Annotated in this window: 10 protein-coding genes; 5 read left to right on the forward strand and 5 right to left on the reverse strand. The window is 67.6% G+C overall.

Annotated elements, in window-relative coordinates; all coding sequences use genetic code 11:
- Positions 1-8 precede the first annotated feature (8 nt).
- Together AC5QAH_RS17550 and AC5QAH_RS17555 are read left to right on the forward strand one after the other, a co-directional pair.
- Entirely contained in the window at positions 9-1,619 is a 1,611-nt protein-coding gene (locus tag AC5QAH_RS17550; RefSeq protein WP_010487057.1) for a carboxyl transferase domain-containing protein, read from the forward strand.
- A gap of 8 nt (positions 1,620-1,627) precedes the next feature.
- Entirely contained in the window at positions 1,628-3,643 is a 2,016-nt protein-coding gene (locus tag AC5QAH_RS17555) for an acetyl/propionyl/methylcrotonyl-CoA carboxylase subunit alpha (protein WP_495232471.1), read from the forward strand.
- Between the two features lie 19 nt (positions 3,644-3,662).
- On the opposite strand, the gene AC5QAH_RS17560 is transcribed toward AC5QAH_RS17555, so the two are convergent.
- Positions 3,663-4,829 carry a putative peptide maturation dehydrogenase gene (locus AC5QAH_RS17560; RefSeq protein ID WP_019337658.1) on the reverse strand — a complete coding sequence of 389 codons (1,167 nt, stop codon included), beginning with the start codon at positions 4,827-4,829 and terminating at the stop codon, positions 3,663-3,665.
- 138 nt (positions 4,830-4,967) lie between these two features.
- Here AC5QAH_RS17560 and AC5QAH_RS17565 point away from each other — a divergent pair, with 138 nt between their 5' ends.
- Positions 4,968-5,264: an NHLP-related RiPP peptide gene (locus AC5QAH_RS17565; protein WP_019337657.1), complete on the forward strand. Its 297-nt coding sequence runs from the start codon at positions 4,968-4,970 to the stop codon at positions 5,262-5,264.
- 7 nt (positions 5,265-5,271) lie between these two features.
- Here AC5QAH_RS17565 and AC5QAH_RS17570 read toward each other — a convergent pair whose 3' ends face one another.
- The 4 genes from AC5QAH_RS17570 to aceB all read right to left on the reverse strand — a co-directional run bounded on the left by AC5QAH_RS17570 (position 5,272) and on the right by aceB (position 12,222).
- Complete coding sequence (locus tag AC5QAH_RS17570; RefSeq protein WP_049454309.1) at positions 5,272-7,770, reverse strand: putative peptide modification system cyclase; 2,499 nt, start codon at positions 7,768-7,770, stop codon at positions 5,272-5,274.
- Positions 7,771-7,774: 4 nt separating this feature from the next.
- On the reverse strand, positions 7,775-8,815 hold the full coding sequence (locus AC5QAH_RS17575) for a GGDEF domain-containing protein (protein WP_049410007.1): 1,041 nt from the start codon (positions 8,813-8,815) through the stop codon (positions 7,775-7,777).
- Between the two features lie 417 nt (positions 8,816-9,232).
- A complete protein-coding gene (aceA, locus tag AC5QAH_RS17580) occupies positions 9,233-10,534 on the reverse strand; it encodes an isocitrate lyase (protein ID WP_010487068.1) in 1,302 nt (433 codons plus the stop codon).
- 65 nt (positions 10,535-10,599) lie between these two features.
- A complete protein-coding gene (gene aceB / locus AC5QAH_RS17585) occupies positions 10,600-12,222 on the reverse strand; it encodes a malate synthase A (RefSeq protein ID WP_049454306.1) in 1,623 nt (540 codons plus the stop codon).
- Between the two features lie 109 nt (positions 12,223-12,331).
- On the opposite strand from aceB, the gene AC5QAH_RS17590 reads away from it, so the two are divergent.
- Together AC5QAH_RS17590 and AC5QAH_RS17595 are read left to right on the forward strand one after the other, a co-directional pair.
- On the forward strand, positions 12,332-13,300 hold the full coding sequence (locus tag AC5QAH_RS17590; RefSeq protein ID WP_049454304.1) for a LysR substrate-binding domain-containing protein: 969 nt from the start codon (positions 12,332-12,334) through the stop codon (positions 13,298-13,300).
- A gap of 312 nt (positions 13,301-13,612) precedes the next feature.
- Entirely contained in the window at positions 13,613-14,521 is a 909-nt protein-coding gene (locus AC5QAH_RS17595) for a LysR family transcriptional regulator (RefSeq protein WP_043400644.1), read from the forward strand.
- Positions 14,522-14,594 lie beyond the last annotated feature (73 nt).

Raw genomic sequence — 14,594 nt, forward strand, 5'->3', positions numbered from 1 at the left:
CCACCGCGATGACCGTCCTGAACAGCCAGCTGCAACCGGGCAGCGAAACCTTTGAAAGCAACCGCGCGGCCATGCAGGCCGTGGTTGACGACCTGCACGCCACGCTTGCCCGCACTGCACTGGGCGGAAGCGAGGCGGCACGCGCCAAGCACACCGCGCGCGGCAAGCTGCTGGTGCGCGACCGCATCGACGCCCTGCTCGACCCCGGCAGCGCCTTCCTGGAAATCGCGCCGCTGGCCGCGCACGGCATGTATGACGATGCCGTGCCCGCTGCGGGCGTGGTGGCCGGCATCGGCCGCGTGAGCGGCGTGGAATGCGTGATCGTGGCCAACGATGCCACGGTCAAGGGCGGCACCTACTACCCGATGACGGTGAAGAAGCACCTGCGCGCGCAGGAGATCGCCGAGCAGAACCACCTGCCGTGCATCTACCTGGTCGATTCCGGCGGCGCCTTCCTGCCGCTGCAGGACGAGGTGTTCCCCGACCGCGATCATTTCGGCCGCATCTTCTACAACCAGGCCAACCTGTCGGCGCAGGGCATTCCGCAGATCGCCTGCGTGATGGGCAGCTGCACCGCCGGTGGCGCCTACGTGCCGGCGATGAGCGACGAGACGGTGATCGTGCGCGAGCAGGGCACGATCTTCCTCGGCGGCCCGCCGCTGGTGAAGGCCGCCACCGGTGAAGTGGTGACGGCCGAGGAACTGGGCGGTGCCGACGTACACACCCGCATCTCCGGCGTGGCCGACCACATGGCCGACAACGATCTGCAGGCGCTGGCACGGGTGCGCGCGATCATCGCACAGCTGAACTGGCGCAAGCCGGAGCCGGCGATGGCGGTGCAGGCGCCCGAGGAACCGCTGCTGCCGGCGCATGAACTGTATGGGGTGATTCCCGCCGATACGCGCAAGCCCTACGACGTGCGCGAAGTGATCGCACGCCTGGTCGATGGCTCGCGCTTTGACGAGTTCAAGCCGCGCTATGGCGCAACACTGGTTACCGGCTTCGCGCATCTGAACGGCTACCCGATCGGCATCATCGCCAACAACGGCATCCTGTTCTCCGAGTCGGCACTGAAAGGCGCGCACTTCATCGAGCTGTGCACCCAGCGCAACATCCCGCTGGTGTTCCTGCAGAACATCACCGGCTTCATGGTCGGCCGCAAGTACGAACAGGGTGGCATCGCCAAGGACGGTGCCAAGCTGGTGATGGCGGTGGCCTGCGCCAAGGTGCCCAAGTTCACCGTGGTGATCGGTGGCTCGTTCGGGGCCGGCAACTACGGTATGTGCGGCCGCGCGTACTCGCCGAACTTCCTGTGGATGTGGCCCAACGCGCGCATCGGCGTGATGGGCGGCGAACAGGCCGCCAGCGTTCTGGCCACGGTCAAGCGCGATGGCATCGAAGCCAAGGGCGGCCAGTGGCCGGCAGCGGAGGAAGATGCGTTCAAGGCACCGATCCGCGAGCAGTTCGAGCAGCAGGGCCACCCGTACTACGCCAGCGCGCGCCTGTGGGACGACGGCGTGATCGATCCGGCCGACACCCGCCGGGTACTGGCCCTGGCGCTGTCGGCCAGCCTCAACGCCGCCCCGCAGCAGACGCGCTTCGGCGTGTTCCGCATGTAACCCGTGCCATGACCGAGCACGCTCCCATGAAGCCCGTTGCCATGTTCACCAAAGTCCTGATCGCCAATCGCGGCGAAATCGCCTGCCGCGTCATCGCCACCTGCCGCCGCCTCGGCATCGCCACCGTGGCGGTATATTCCGATGCCGACCGCAACGCGCGCCACGTGCGCCTGGCCGACGAAGCCATCCACATCGGTCCGGCCGCTGCACGTGAAAGTTACCTGCGCGGCGATGCCCTGCTCGACGCCGCACGCCTGACCGGCGCGCAGGCGATCCACCCCGGTTACGGCTTCCTGTCAGAGAATGCCGACTTCGCCGATGCCTGCGCCGCCGCCGGCATCACCTTCATCGGGCCGCCGGCCAGCGCCATCCGCGCGATGGGCGACAAGAGCGCGGCCAAGGCATTGATGGCGAAAGTCGGCGTGCCGCTGACTCCGGGCTACCACGGCGACCAGCAGGAACCGTCCTTCCTGCGCGAACAGGCCGACGCCATCGGTTACCCGGTGCTGATCAAGGCCAGCGCCGGTGGCGGTGGCAAGGGCATGCGCAAGGTCGAGCGCAGCGAGGACTTCGTCGATGCGCTGGCCAGCTGCCAGCGCGAGGCGGCCTCGGCGTTCAGCAATGACCACGTGCTGGTCGAGAAGTATGTCGAGCGCCCGCGCCATATCGAGATCCAGGTGTTCGGCGACAGCCACGGTGATGCGGTCTACCTGTTCGAGCGCGACTGCTCGGTGCAGCGCCGCCACCAGAAGGTGCTGGAAGAAGCCCCGGCGCCAGGCATGAGTGCAGAACGTCGCGCGGCGATGGGCAAGGCGGCGGTCGATGCCGCGCGCGCGGTGGGCTACGTCGGTGCCGGCACGGTGGAGTTCATCGCCGGCCCGGACGGCGATTTCTACTTCATGGAAATGAACACCCGCCTTCAGGTCGAGCACCCGGTGACCGAGTACATCACCGGCACCGACCTGGTGGAATGGCAGCTGCGCGTGGCCTCGGGCTTGCCGCTGCCGCTGCGCCAGGAGCAGCTGGCGATCCACGGCCATGCCATCGAAGCACGCCTGTACGCAGAAGATGCCGACCGCGGCTTCCTGCCCTCCACCGGTACCCTGCGCCGCCTGCGCCTGCCGGCTCCGTCTGCCCATGTGCGCGTGGATACCGGCGTGGAGGAAGGCGACAGCATCACCCCGTACTACGACCCGATGATCGCCAAGCTGATCGTCTGGGACGTGGACCGCGACGCCGCGCTGCGCCGCATGAGCCAGGCGCTGGCCGACTGCCAGGTGGTGGGCGTGACCACCAATGCCGGCTTCCTGCGCCGCCTGGTGAACACCGATTCGTTCGCGCACGCCAAGCTGGATACCGCGCTGATCGAACGCGAACAGGCGGCATTGAGTGCAGCGGGCGATACGGATGATGCCCTGTGGCAGCTGGCCGCCGTGGCCGCTGTTGCAAGCACTGCCGGTGCCGGCAGCGATGCGCGCGACCCGCATTCGCCGTGGCAGGCGCAGGACGGCTGGCGCCTTGGCGCGTCCGCCCCGCGCGTATTGCCGCTGCAGCAGGGAGAGCGCCGGCACACGCTGAAGGTGTGGGCGCAGGCCGATGGCTGGCGCGTGCAGTGCGACGATGCGGCGCCGGTGCAGGTGATCGGCACGGCCAATATGCAGGGCCTGACAGTGCAGCTGGGCGAGCGCCGCTGGTCGTTGCAGCTGCTGCGCGACGGTGACCAGCTGTACCTGTTCGGCGCCGACGGCCAGCACCGTTTCACCCTGCACGATCCGGTGGGTGAATCGGACCACGCCGTGGCCGACGCCGGCAGCCTGCTGGCGCCGATGCCGGGCAAGATCGTTGCGACGCTGGTCGCCGCCGGTACCGAGGTCAAGCGCGGCACGCCGCTGGTGGTGCTGGAAGCGATGAAGATGGAGCACACGCTGCAGGCACCGGCGGACGGCACGGTGAAGGGTTACCGCGCCAAGGCCGGCGACCAGGTGGGTGACGGTGCAGTACTGGTGGACTTCGAGGCGGCGTGAACGCCGCGGCGGCGACCGCTCAGCGGTCGTCGCCCACCACCACCCGGCCAGCAGGATCGAATTCGGCCGTGTCCAGCGTGGCACTGCGCCAGCCCAGGCCGCAGATGGCCATCGCGCTCTGCCCGATGCCGTCGAAACCGAAGGCACGATCGACATCGGCATCGTTGATGGCTGCGGTGACGAATGCCGCCAGGCCACGCTCGGTCGCGCACAGGTACAGCAGCTGCGAGATGTGGCCGACATCCAGCGTCACCGCACGATACGCCTTGGCGTGGTTGCGGTACTTCCAGAAGCAGCGGTCGTACCGCGGTGCCAGCACCAGCAGCGCCGGTGCATCGGCGAACCACTCCTGACCGGACAGCATCCGCCGTGCCAGCGCGGGCAATGCATCAGGCGGCGGCGAGGGCAGCGGCAGCACGGCGTGCTGCACCGGGTGGTAGTGGTACAGGCCCGGTGCCAGTCCTTCCACGTTCTGCACCAGCAGGAAACCTTCGGTGGGATGCAGGCCGCCACCGGAGGGCACGTTCTTCTTCAGGAACTCGGTATCACGCTCGACCTTCTGCACCGCATGGGCCATCAGCGTGCGCTGCAGCACCTGGGCCAGCAGCGGCAATGGCAGCGCGCGCTGCGGGTCGAAATTGCGGCAGGTCGTGCGCTGCGCCAGCAGCGCGTCGAACGCCGCCTCTTCGCTGCGCGGCAACGGCTGGTAGTCGCCCTGCAGGGCCTGCACCACCGGTGGTGGCGGCCCCAGCCGCTGGCGCAGGCCGGCAGCGGTATCCAGCCCCTGGCGACGCATGTCCTCCACGCTGTCCACCGCCTGCCAGCGCGCATGGCGATGGGCCAGTGCGGCCAACGGCCACCACTGGCTGCGTCGCAATGCCTCATCACGCATCTGGTGCCCGACCTCATCCGGCGGGTCGGTCAGCACCAGCCCCTGCTCGACCAGGCGCGCCAGCATCGCCGGAGAGATGCCGGCCGGCGGTTCGCTCCAGCGGTGCGCGCTGAGCTCGCCCAGCAGCTGGCGCTCTTCGGCGTCCACCGGCAGCGGCTGGTCCAGATGGGCGGCCAGGGCCACCCAGCTGATCTGGCTGTCCATCTCGGCCTGGCCGGCCAGCATCGCGCGCAGGTCCAGGGTGACCGACTCGCGGGGCTCGAACATCAGGCTGGCGCAGCGGCGCAGGCGCATGGGTTTCCTTCCTTCTGCCGCACAACCGGCATAGCAGCAACGACCGCGACGCGGCCAACTTTAGCGACATGCACGCCACCGCCCTCAATGGCAGGCTGTCGCGGCCGATACGAGAAACTCAACCTACGGACGATCCCCATGAGCACCCATCCCCGCCTTTCCGCCGAGGACGCCAGCACCCTGCTGGACCACCTCATCGGCAACGACGATTTCCGCAACCACTTCACCGCATCGCCGGGCAAGGCCCTGGCCTCGATCGGCCTGGACGGTGCCGTTGGCGAGAACGACTGCATGAAGGTCGGCACCCTGGCTTCGGTCGAGGAGCTGCGCCGCACCCGCGATTCGCTGCATGCATACCTGAGTGCCTCGACCGCCTCGATGACGGTGGTGTTCTGCTTCGAAGCCGACCGGATCGACGAGCGCGTCAACGCCTGAGTCCGCATCAGCGCGGTACCCGCACCGACGTCGCCTCCGTGGCGATGTCGTGCACATTCAGGGGCTGCCAGACCTGCATGGACGCCACCTCGGCAATGGCCTGACCGTGGTGCCGGGCCAGCCAGGCCTGCTCGCGGCGCACGCCGGCAGTGTCCTGCTCGGCACGCAATGCCTGCAGCAGCACAACATGGGCCTGCACCGGTTCGCTGCCATCAAAGGTGGGCTCGAGCAGATGGCGTGCCGCTTGCGGACGCTGTTGCGCCAGTTCGGCCATCGCCAGCACAACCCGGCGCCACTTGCCCACCACAGGGCTGCGCTGCCGCTCCAGCAGTTCGCCGTGGTCACGCAGCCACTCTGCGGCCAGCGCATGCTGGCCCTGGCGCTGGGCCAGATAGGTCAGGGCCAGCAACTGCAGACTGCGGCTACCCACGGCGGAGTCGTCGTTCTTCCGCAGCAGCGGTCGCAGCATGGCGGCGATGGATTCAAGCTCCTTCGCATCGCCGGCCGTGCACAACGTGGTGACGGTGGCGTGTTGCAGCCGTTGATGGATCTGGTAGTCGATCAGATCCGGTGCCGGGCCATCCGCAGCGATCGCGGCATGCAGGCTGCTGCAATCACGCTGCTCCGCAGCCACCAGCAGGTTTGCCCGCAGGCGCATGCGCTGTTGCAGGTCATCCCCCCGCGGCAACCGCATCAACAGCTGCTGTGCCTGTGCGTCCAGGCCCTGCGCAACCAGCACGTCCACATCCAGGTCGTCGGCCTCGTCATTGCCGCGCAGCATCTGTGCCTGGTGCAAGGTGCGCATTGCCTGCTGCGGCTGGCCGAGGCCCAACTGTGCCCGCGCCAGATGGATCATCGGATACAGCCGCAACGGGTCCTGAGGCACCGTCGCGGCGCGCGCATAGGGCGCGGCCTCGGCGAAGCGATTGTCCTGCAGCAGCCCCCAGGAGGTATTGGACAGCCCCGCAAACGAATCCGGATAGATCTTGGCCAGCGCACGCCACTGTTCCAGCGGCCAGCCACCGGGTTCCAGTTCGGCCTGCCAGCCCTTCAGGTACAGGCGCTCACGCGCGGGCAGGCGCTGCTGCTGGGCCAGCGCGTGCTCCAGCGCGTCACGCGCGTCCGCAACCTGCGCAGTGCGGGCCAGCAGCTTGGCCACGCCCATGTAGGCCAGGGCGAAACCGGGATCGATATCGATCGCCGCCTGGTAGAGGTTGCGTGCTTCTTCGAAGCGACGCTGGCCCAGTGCGCTTTCGGCCAGGGCAAACGCACGCAGTGCGCGCAGGTCCTGGGTCGATGCCCGCGGCAGCGGCAACGACTGTTCCAGGCTCGCCACCGATTCGCCCAGGCCACGTCGCAGGCGCCCGACCACGTCGTCCACCGCGAACACCATCTGATCGGATCGATCCGCGGTGGCGGTGAACGTCTGGATCACCTGACCGCTGCCCGGTGCTGCGACGTCGATGGCGAGCTCGTAGCCACCGATCTTCTGCCGCACCGTCGGCAGCAGCACGGCGCGCGCGCCTTCCCGCACCGCCACGTTGGCTGCGGTATCGCGGCTGAGCCGGGTATCGCCCGAGAGCCGCGCCATTTCCAGGCTCTCGCGGATCTTGCCCTCCGACAGCACGTTCACGTAACGCGATTGCTCCAGCGCAATCCGGATGGCGTGCCGCATCGAGTCGTCGAAGATCGGGTCGCCAGTGAGGTTGTCGACATCGCCGAGCACCACCCAGTCGCGCTCGGCGAACGCGATCGCCGGTTCCGGTCGCAGCAGCAGCCAGCCGCCCAGCACCACCACCGTCAGTACCAGACCTTCAGCGGCCAGCACCAGCGGCTGCCGCCACAGCGGCAGGTCACGGCGCGCCTTGGCATTGGCACGCGGCATGCGCAACGGCGCCGCACCGATCTCGCCCACTTCGATCACTTCCTGCACCACCGGCACGCCCTTGAAGCGCCAGCGCCCGTGCGACTTCCACAGCAGGCGCGCGCCGCGCTCGCCCAACGCATCGGTGGCGCGGCGCGTCAGTGATTCGGCCACGGCCGACAACAGGATCTGGCCAGGCCGTGCCAGCATCATCAGGCGCGCCGCCATCGGCTTGGCCAGCCCTTCCACTTCCATCGACTTGGCGCCGGCGCGCACCGCTTCGGGACTGTTGTCCCAGGTCAGTACGTCACCCACATGCAGGCCGGCACGCGCACGCAGTTCAATCGAACGCTGCTGGCCCAGCGTGTGCAGTTCGCACTGGTAGTCCAGCGCGAAACCGAGCGCATCGATGGCGCGCTCGAACAGCATGAACAGACCGTCGGAGCGATCGATCAGCTGGCCATTCCAGCGGTGCTGCAACACCAGCACCAGGCGGTCGTGTTCCTGGAACAGGCTCGCGGCCGCGACGTCGCCGATCCGCTCGACCAGCTGCAGCGAATCACACAGATCGGTGAACAGCAGGGCGCGTAGCTGGGGGCTATGCGGGGCTGACGTTCCGTTGTCGCCATTCATCGCCTGCATCTCCCTATGGGCCGTCCGGAGCATCCACCCAGCGCAGGCAGTTGCCGCCATCGCGCTTGGCCTGGTACAGCGCGCGGTCCGCACTGGCATACCACTCGCTCCAGCCGGCCTCCGGCGCCAGCAGGCTGGCACCGATGCTGACCAGGCTGACATGCGGCGTGCCATGACTGCGTTCGAGCAGGCCATGCACCGCGCTGAGGATGAACTCGGCCGCGTGCTGCACGATCTCGTGATTGCCACGGCGCAGGATCAGGCAGAACTCATCGCCGCCGAGGCGGCAGGCCAGGTCCTGCTCACCGGCCATCGAGCGCAGGATGTTGCCCATGCTCTGCAGCACACGGTCGCCGGCCTGGTGGCCGTGACGATCATTGATCTGCTTGAAGCGGTCGCAGTCGATCAGCAGCAGGGCCTGCGGCAACCCGCCACCGTCGGCGCGGCACTCCTGCAGGTACAGGGTCAGGCCACGGCGGTTGTGCAGCCCGGTCAGTTCATCGGTACGCACCAGCTCACGGGTGTGGGTCAGCTGATGGGTGGTGATGTACAGATTGTCCAGCGCGGTTTCCAGATCATGGTTGCGCCGGCGCAGCTGGCTGATCAGGGCCTGCTCGTTGGTCAGCACGCGCATGATCGTGCGGCGCAGGAAGTAGGCGACCAGGCCGGGATCGGATTCCACCAGGCGATGGAAATCGGCCGGGCCCAGCTCCAGTACTTCGCAGTCGGCCAGCGCGCGTGCACTGGCGCTGCGCAGGTGATCACCGACCAGCAGGCCAAGCTCACCGAAGAACTCATGCTGGCCGAGCGTCTTGATCACCAGGTCCTCGCCGAAGTCCAGTTCGATCTGGCCCTGGAGGATCACATACATCCGTTCGCCGCGATGGCCACGCTGGAACAACCACTGTCCGGCATGAAGCTTGCATGGACGGGCAAATCTGGCGAACAATGCCACCTCGGCAGCGGACAGCAGCGCGTGCACGATCTCGGCCATCGCCACCCGGGCGATACCTGACGTCACATCACTGTTCTCGGCCGCACCCCTGCCGGTCATTCCCTGCACCCGCCGCCAGCGTCCCCTGGTGAGCCGCGGAGCATAGCACCGCTTTAAAGTGTGCGCCCTATCTCATTTTGACCCTTCTGCCGATCTTGATTGATGTGAAGATCGATGGTGGCCCGTTCTGGTCACGGGTGTCCGGGCAAAACCCCTGCTGGATCAATCCGATGCCGGGTTTCACAGGGTTTCGGCCAAGTTGCCGGCACACGGGGTGCGCCTGATTGACGCTGCCTGCTGGCCGCGCCTTTGCATCGATACAACAACGCCGGCAGGTCCCCCGACCGGCCGGCGTTGTCTGGCCCTTCCCTGGCCACCCTGATCGCTCTGAGGCCCGGTAGTGCCGGCCGCTGGCCGGCAACCATCTGGACCTCGGGAACATCGACGGGTTGCCGGCCAGCGGCCGGCACTACCGCATCACGCAGCGCGTTCGCTGCGCCCGCCGTGGAACTGCTCTTCCTCGGTCGAGCCGGTCAGCGCGGTGGTCGACGACTGGCCCTGCTGGATCGCCTGGGTCACCGCGTCGAAGTAACCGGTACCGACCTCACGCTGGTGCTTTACCGCAGTGAAGCCACGCTCGGCCGCTTCGAACTCGGCTTCCTGCAGTTCCACGAACGCGCTCATCTGGCGGCGTGCATAGCCGTGGGCCAGGTTGAACATGCCGTAGTTCAGCGCATGGAAGCCGGCCAGGGTGATGAACTGGAACTTGTAGCCGTAGCTGCCCAGCTCGCGCTGGAACTTCGCGATGGTGGCGTCGTCCAGGTTCTTCTTCCAGTTGAAGCTGGGCGAGCAGTTGTAGGCCAGCAGCTTGCCCGGGAACTTCGCATGGATCGCCTCGGCGAACCTGCGTGCGAATTCCAGATCCGGCTTGCCGGTCTCGCACCACACCAGGTCGGCGTAGGGTGCATAGGCCAGGCCACGGCTGATCGCCTGGTCCAGGCCATTGCGGGTCTTGTAGAAGCCCTCGACGGTGCGCTCGCCGGTGGCGAACGGCTTGTCGTTGCCGTCGATGTCGCTGGTCAGCAGGTCGGCGGCTTCGGCATCGGTACGTGCCACCAGCAGGGTCGGCACGCCCAACACGTCGGCGGCCAGGCGCGCGGCGTTGAGCTTCTCGACCGCCTCACGGGTCGGCACCAGCACCTTGCCGCCCATGTGGCCGCACTTCTTCACCGAGGCCAGCTGATCCTCGAAGTGCACGCCGGCGGCACCGGCCTCGATCATCGCCTTCATCAGTTCGAAGGCGTTGAGCACGCCGCCGAAACCGGCTTCTGCATCGGCCACGATCGGCTGCAGGAAGTCGATGTCATCCTTGCCTTCGGCATGGTGCAGCTGGTCGGCGCGCAGCAGCGTGTTGTTGATGCGCTTGACCACCGCCGGCACCGAATCGGCCGGGTACAGCGACTGGTCCGGGTACATCTGGCCGGCCAGGTTGGCGTCGGCCGCCACCTGCCAACCGGACAGGTAGATGGCCTTCAGGCCAGCCTTGACCTGCTGCATGGCCTGGTTGCCGGTCAGCGCACCCAGCGCGTTGACGAACTCGCGCTCATGCAGCGACGCCCACAGCTTCTCCGCACCCAGGCGGGCCAGCGAGTGCTCGATGTGGACGGTGCCGCGCAGGCGCACCACGTCGGCGGCGCTGTAGTTGCGCTGGATGCCTTCCCAGCGCGGGTTGGTATCCCAGTCGTGCTGGATCTGTTCGGCAGTGGGCAGCTTGCTCATGTCTTTCTCCAGTTCGGTTCGTGCGTGCAGCGGGGAGGGAAACGGCGTGGAAACGCGGGCGGGAGTCAATCGATGCGCGCGTAGGCCGGCAGGGTCAGGAAATCGGTCAGTTCGTCGCTGCGGCTCAGTTCGCCGAGCAGGGTGATGGCTTCGCCGATGCGTGTACCACCAGGCAGCGCGGCGGTATCGCCCAGCCGTGCCGGCAGCTGCGAGAGAGTGGAATCCAGCAGCGCCAGATCGATCGCGGTGCCGTCGTCCAGTTGCTGGCCCGGCGTATGCAGCCACTGCCACAGCTGGCTGCGGCTGATCTCGGCGGTGGCCGCGTCCTCCATCAGGTGGTGGATCGGCACGCAACCGTTGCCATCCAGCCACGCCGCCAGGTAGCGCACGCAGACTTCCACGTTGCCTTCGAAGCCGGCACGGGTGATGGTGCCCGGCGGGCGCGCGATCAGTTCATCGCGGCCCACGCGCACATCCTGGCGCAGCACGCTGTGCTGGTTCGCACCGGGCATGTGTTCGTCGAAGATCGCCATCGCCACTGGAATCAGCGCCGGATGCGCAACCCAGGTGCCGTCATGGCCGGCGGTGACTTCGCGCAGCTTGTCGGCGCGCACCCGGGCCATCGCCTGTTCGTTGGCCGCGGCATCGTTGTTGATCGGGATCTGCGCGGCCATGCCGCCCATCGCATGCGCACCGCGGCGGTGGCAGGTCTGGATCAGCAGTTCCGAATACGCCTTCAGGAACGGCTGGGTCATGGTCACCTGGCCGCGTTCGGGCAGCACGCGGTCGGCGTGGCGGCGGAAGGTCTTCAGGTACGAGAAGATGTAATCCCAGCGCCCGCAGTTCAGGCCGACGATGCGATCACGCAGCGCGTGCAGGATCTCGTCCATCTCGAACACCGCCGGCAGCGTTTCGATCAGCACGGTCACCTTGATCTGGCCGTGCGGCAGGCCGAGCATGCCTTCGATGTGCGACAGCGCGGTCTCCCACAGCGCGGCCTCTTCCATGCTCTGCAGCTTGGGCAGGTAGAAGTACGGGCCGCGGTCCTTGGCCTGCAGGGTGCGGGCGTTGTGGAAGGCGAACACCGCCGCGTCGAACAGCCCGCCGGCGATGAACTGGCCGTCGATGCGCACGTGCTTCTCGTCCAGATGCCAGCCGCGCGGGCGCACGATCAGCACGGCCTGTTCGTCGTACGGGCGCAGCGTGTAGTGCTTGCCATTGGCGGCGGTGAATTCCAGATCACCACGCACCGCCGCCGCCAGCGACTGCTGCCCGGCCAGCAGATTGCGCCAGGTCGGCGAGGTCGAATCCTCGAAATCGGCCATGAACACCTTGGCGCCGGAGTTCAGTGCGTTGATGACCGTCTTTGGGTCTGTCGGGCCGGTGATCTCGACGCGGCGATCCTGCAGCGCGGCCGGCAGCGGCGCAACGCGCCAGTCGCCGCTACGGATCGCGGTGGTGTCTTCACGGAAGTCCGGCAGGCCGCCCTGGTCGAAGAACGCCTGGCGTTCACGGCGGGCCTGCAGCCGTGCCTGCCGGCCCGGTTCCACCGCACGGTGCAGCGACACCAGCAGGGCCAGCAGCGGCGCCGGCAGCACGGTGTCCTGACCGGCCACGCGGGTCGCCAGGGCGATGCCGGGGGTGGCCTTGCTGGCAGGGGTGGGAACAGCGGAAGCGACGGCGGACATGGGGCGACTCCAGCGGTGGGGAACGCCTCCACGGTGCCGCCCGGGCCGAGTATTTGGCAAAACAGTTTTTGCAATGCTCTACATAAGTTGTGCTAATACTTGTAACGCCATGACCACGCGCCCCTCGCCAAGTCCGCGTTTTTCCTACAAATCCGACCGGTTGAAGCCGTTGCGCGCGTTCTGCCAGACCGTGCGTCTGGGCTCTGTCTCACGGGCGGCTGAGGCATTGTTCGTCAGCCAGCCGGCCATCAGCCTGCAGTTGCAGGCCCTGGAACGGGAGCTGGGCGTGCCGTTGTTCGAGCGCAGCGGGCGTCGCCTGGTGCCCAGCCGCGAGGGCCAGCTGCTGTACGAAATGGCGCAGCCGCTGGTGGAGAACCTGGACGGGCTGGAGGCACGCTTCCGCGACAAGGTACGCGGCCTGGATGCGGGCGAGCTGAACATCGCCGCCAACAGCTCGACCATCCTGTACCTGCTGCCGAAGATCGTCGAACGCTTCCGCCTGCACTACCCGGACGTGCGCCTGACCCTGCACAACGCGATCAGCGCCGACGGCACCGACCTGCTGCGCGAGGATGCCGCCGACCTGGCGATCGGTTCGATGACCGATGTGCCGGCCGACCTCAGCTACGCCCCGGCCTACCGTTTCGAGCAGGTGCTGATCGCACCGCATGACCATCCGCTGGCCAAGGGCGGCGAGCTGGAGTTGGCCGATATTGCGCGCTATCCACTGGTGCTGCCACCGAAGCGGCAGATCACCTACCGGCTGGTCGACCAGGTGTTCCAGCGCCACCGCATCGCCTACACCGTGGCGCTGGAAGTGGGCGGCTGGGAGGTGATCAAGCAGTACGTGGCGATGGGCATGGGCATTTCCATCGTGCCGGCACTGTGCCTGAACGAGGCCGACCGCGAGCGGTTGGCGGCGAGGTCGATGAAGCGCTGGTTCCCGGAACGCAGTTACGGGGTGATCGTGCGGCGCGGCAAGGCGCTGTCGGCGCAGGCGCGGGCATTCATCGAGCTGATCCAGCCGGAGCTGTTCAGCCCGCGCGATTACGACCAGAGCGGGCATTCCGAGCGGTAAGGGTGTTCTGGTTTGCAGGGCTGCCGCCCTGCACCTGCAGAGGCCGAAGCAACGGCAACGTCAACGGCAACAGCGGGCATTCCGTGGGATGGCGGGGTGGGTCCGGTTGCGGGGGACGCCGTAAACCCGTCCATGGGGGCTTGGTCGCGGCATCCATGCCGCTCACACCCCCGCAACCGGACCCACCCCGCCTTCGACAGTTGGTCGCTGCTGTTGGTGCCAGCTGCTGTTGGTGGGTGCCGACCGTTGGTCGGCACGGGATCGGATCCCATCTCTGATTCATTTCCGGCTGACGATGAATAAACTGGCCCCATGTCCATCGAACTCCGCCACCTGCGCTACTTCCTCGCTGTCGCCGATACGCTGCACTTCGGCCAGGCGGCCGAGCGGCTGGGGATGTCGCAGCCGCCGCTCAGCCAGCAGATCCGCCAGCTGGAGGAACTGATCGGGGCGCGCCTGTTCGTGCGCAGCCACCGTCGTGTGCAGCTGACGCCTGCCGGTGAGCTGCTGCAGGAGCGTGCACGCGCCATCGTGCAGCAGGTGGAAACAGCGGTGGACGAGGTGCAGCGCGCGCAGCGCGGCGAGCAGGGCGAACTGCGTATCGGCCTGACCCGGGCCACGCCACTGTCACCGCAGATTCCGCGTTCGATCCTGCGCTACCGCCAGCAGTACCCGCAGGTACGGCTGCAGCTGAGCGAGATGAACACGCTGCAGCAGATCGATGCGCTGCTCGACGGCAGCCTGGACGTGGGCATCATCCGCAAGCGCGCGTTGCCGCCGGAACTGGTGGCGCACAGCCTGTTCGTCGATCCGCTGGCGTTGATCGTGCATGCCGGCCATCCTGCCCTGCACAGGCTTTCGAAGCAGGGCACGTTGTCGCTGCGCGACTTCGCGCAGGAGCCGTTCGTGGCATTTCGCCGCAGCGCCGGTGCGGGCATCCATGACCACATGATCGCGTTGTGCGCGGCCGCCGGGTTCACGCCGCGCATCGCGCAGGAGGCGGGCGAAGCCTCGACCCTGATCAGTCTTGCTGCTGCCGGCCTGGGTGCGGCGATCCTGCCGTCGTCCTGCGATCACATCCGGGTGGAGGGCGCGCGCTTCGTGGCGCTGGCCGATGCCGGTGCGCATTCGGAGGTGCAGCTGGCGTGGCACCGCGAGGGGGTGACGCCGCTGATCCGCAATTTCGCCGGGTTGTTGCGCGAGGCGTTCGTGGAGGGCTGAGCGTGCCCCCCCCCGGTAGTGGCCAACCTTGGTTGGCCCACGACCACAACGCCGACCAAGGTCGGCCTCTACC

This window comes from Stenotrophomonas sp. YJH_SMC_43, assembly GCF_059372535.1.

What these genes read in the sequence shown, in the direction of transcription:
- AC5QAH_RS17550 (WP_010487057.1), top strand. Translation starts at nt 9, where the DNA reads ATGACCGTCCTGAACAGCCAGCTGCAACCGGGCAGCGAAACCTTTGAA.
- AC5QAH_RS17555 (WP_495232471.1), top strand. Translation starts at nt 1,628, where the DNA reads ATGACCGAGCACGCTCCCATGAAGCCCGTTGCCATGTTCACCAAAGTC.
- AC5QAH_RS17560 (WP_019337658.1), bottom strand. Translation starts at nt 4,829, where the DNA reads ATGCGCCTGCGCCGCTGCGCCAGCCTGATGTTCGAGCCCCGCGAGTCG.
- AC5QAH_RS17565 (WP_019337657.1), top strand. Translation starts at nt 4,968, where the DNA reads ATGAGCACCCATCCCCGCCTTTCCGCCGAGGACGCCAGCACCCTGCTG.
- AC5QAH_RS17570 (WP_049454309.1), bottom strand. Translation starts at nt 7,770, where the DNA reads ATGCAGGCGATGAATGGCGACAACGGAACGTCAGCCCCGCATAGCCCC.
- AC5QAH_RS17575 (WP_049410007.1), bottom strand. Translation starts at nt 8,815, where the DNA reads ATGACCGGCAGGGGTGCGGCCGAGAACAGTGATGTGACGTCAGGTATC.
- aceA (WP_010487068.1), bottom strand. Translation starts at nt 10,534, where the DNA reads ATGAGCAAGCTGCCCACTGCCGAACAGATCCAGCACGACTGGGATACC.
- aceB (WP_049454306.1), bottom strand. Translation starts at nt 12,222, where the DNA reads ATGTCCGCCGTCGCTTCCGCTGTTCCCACCCCTGCCAGCAAGGCCACC.
- AC5QAH_RS17590 (WP_049454304.1), top strand. Translation starts at nt 12,332, where the DNA reads ATGACCACGCGCCCCTCGCCAAGTCCGCGTTTTTCCTACAAATCCGAC.
- AC5QAH_RS17595 (WP_043400644.1), top strand. Translation starts at nt 13,613, where the DNA reads ATGTCCATCGAACTCCGCCACCTGCGCTACTTCCTCGCTGTCGCCGAT.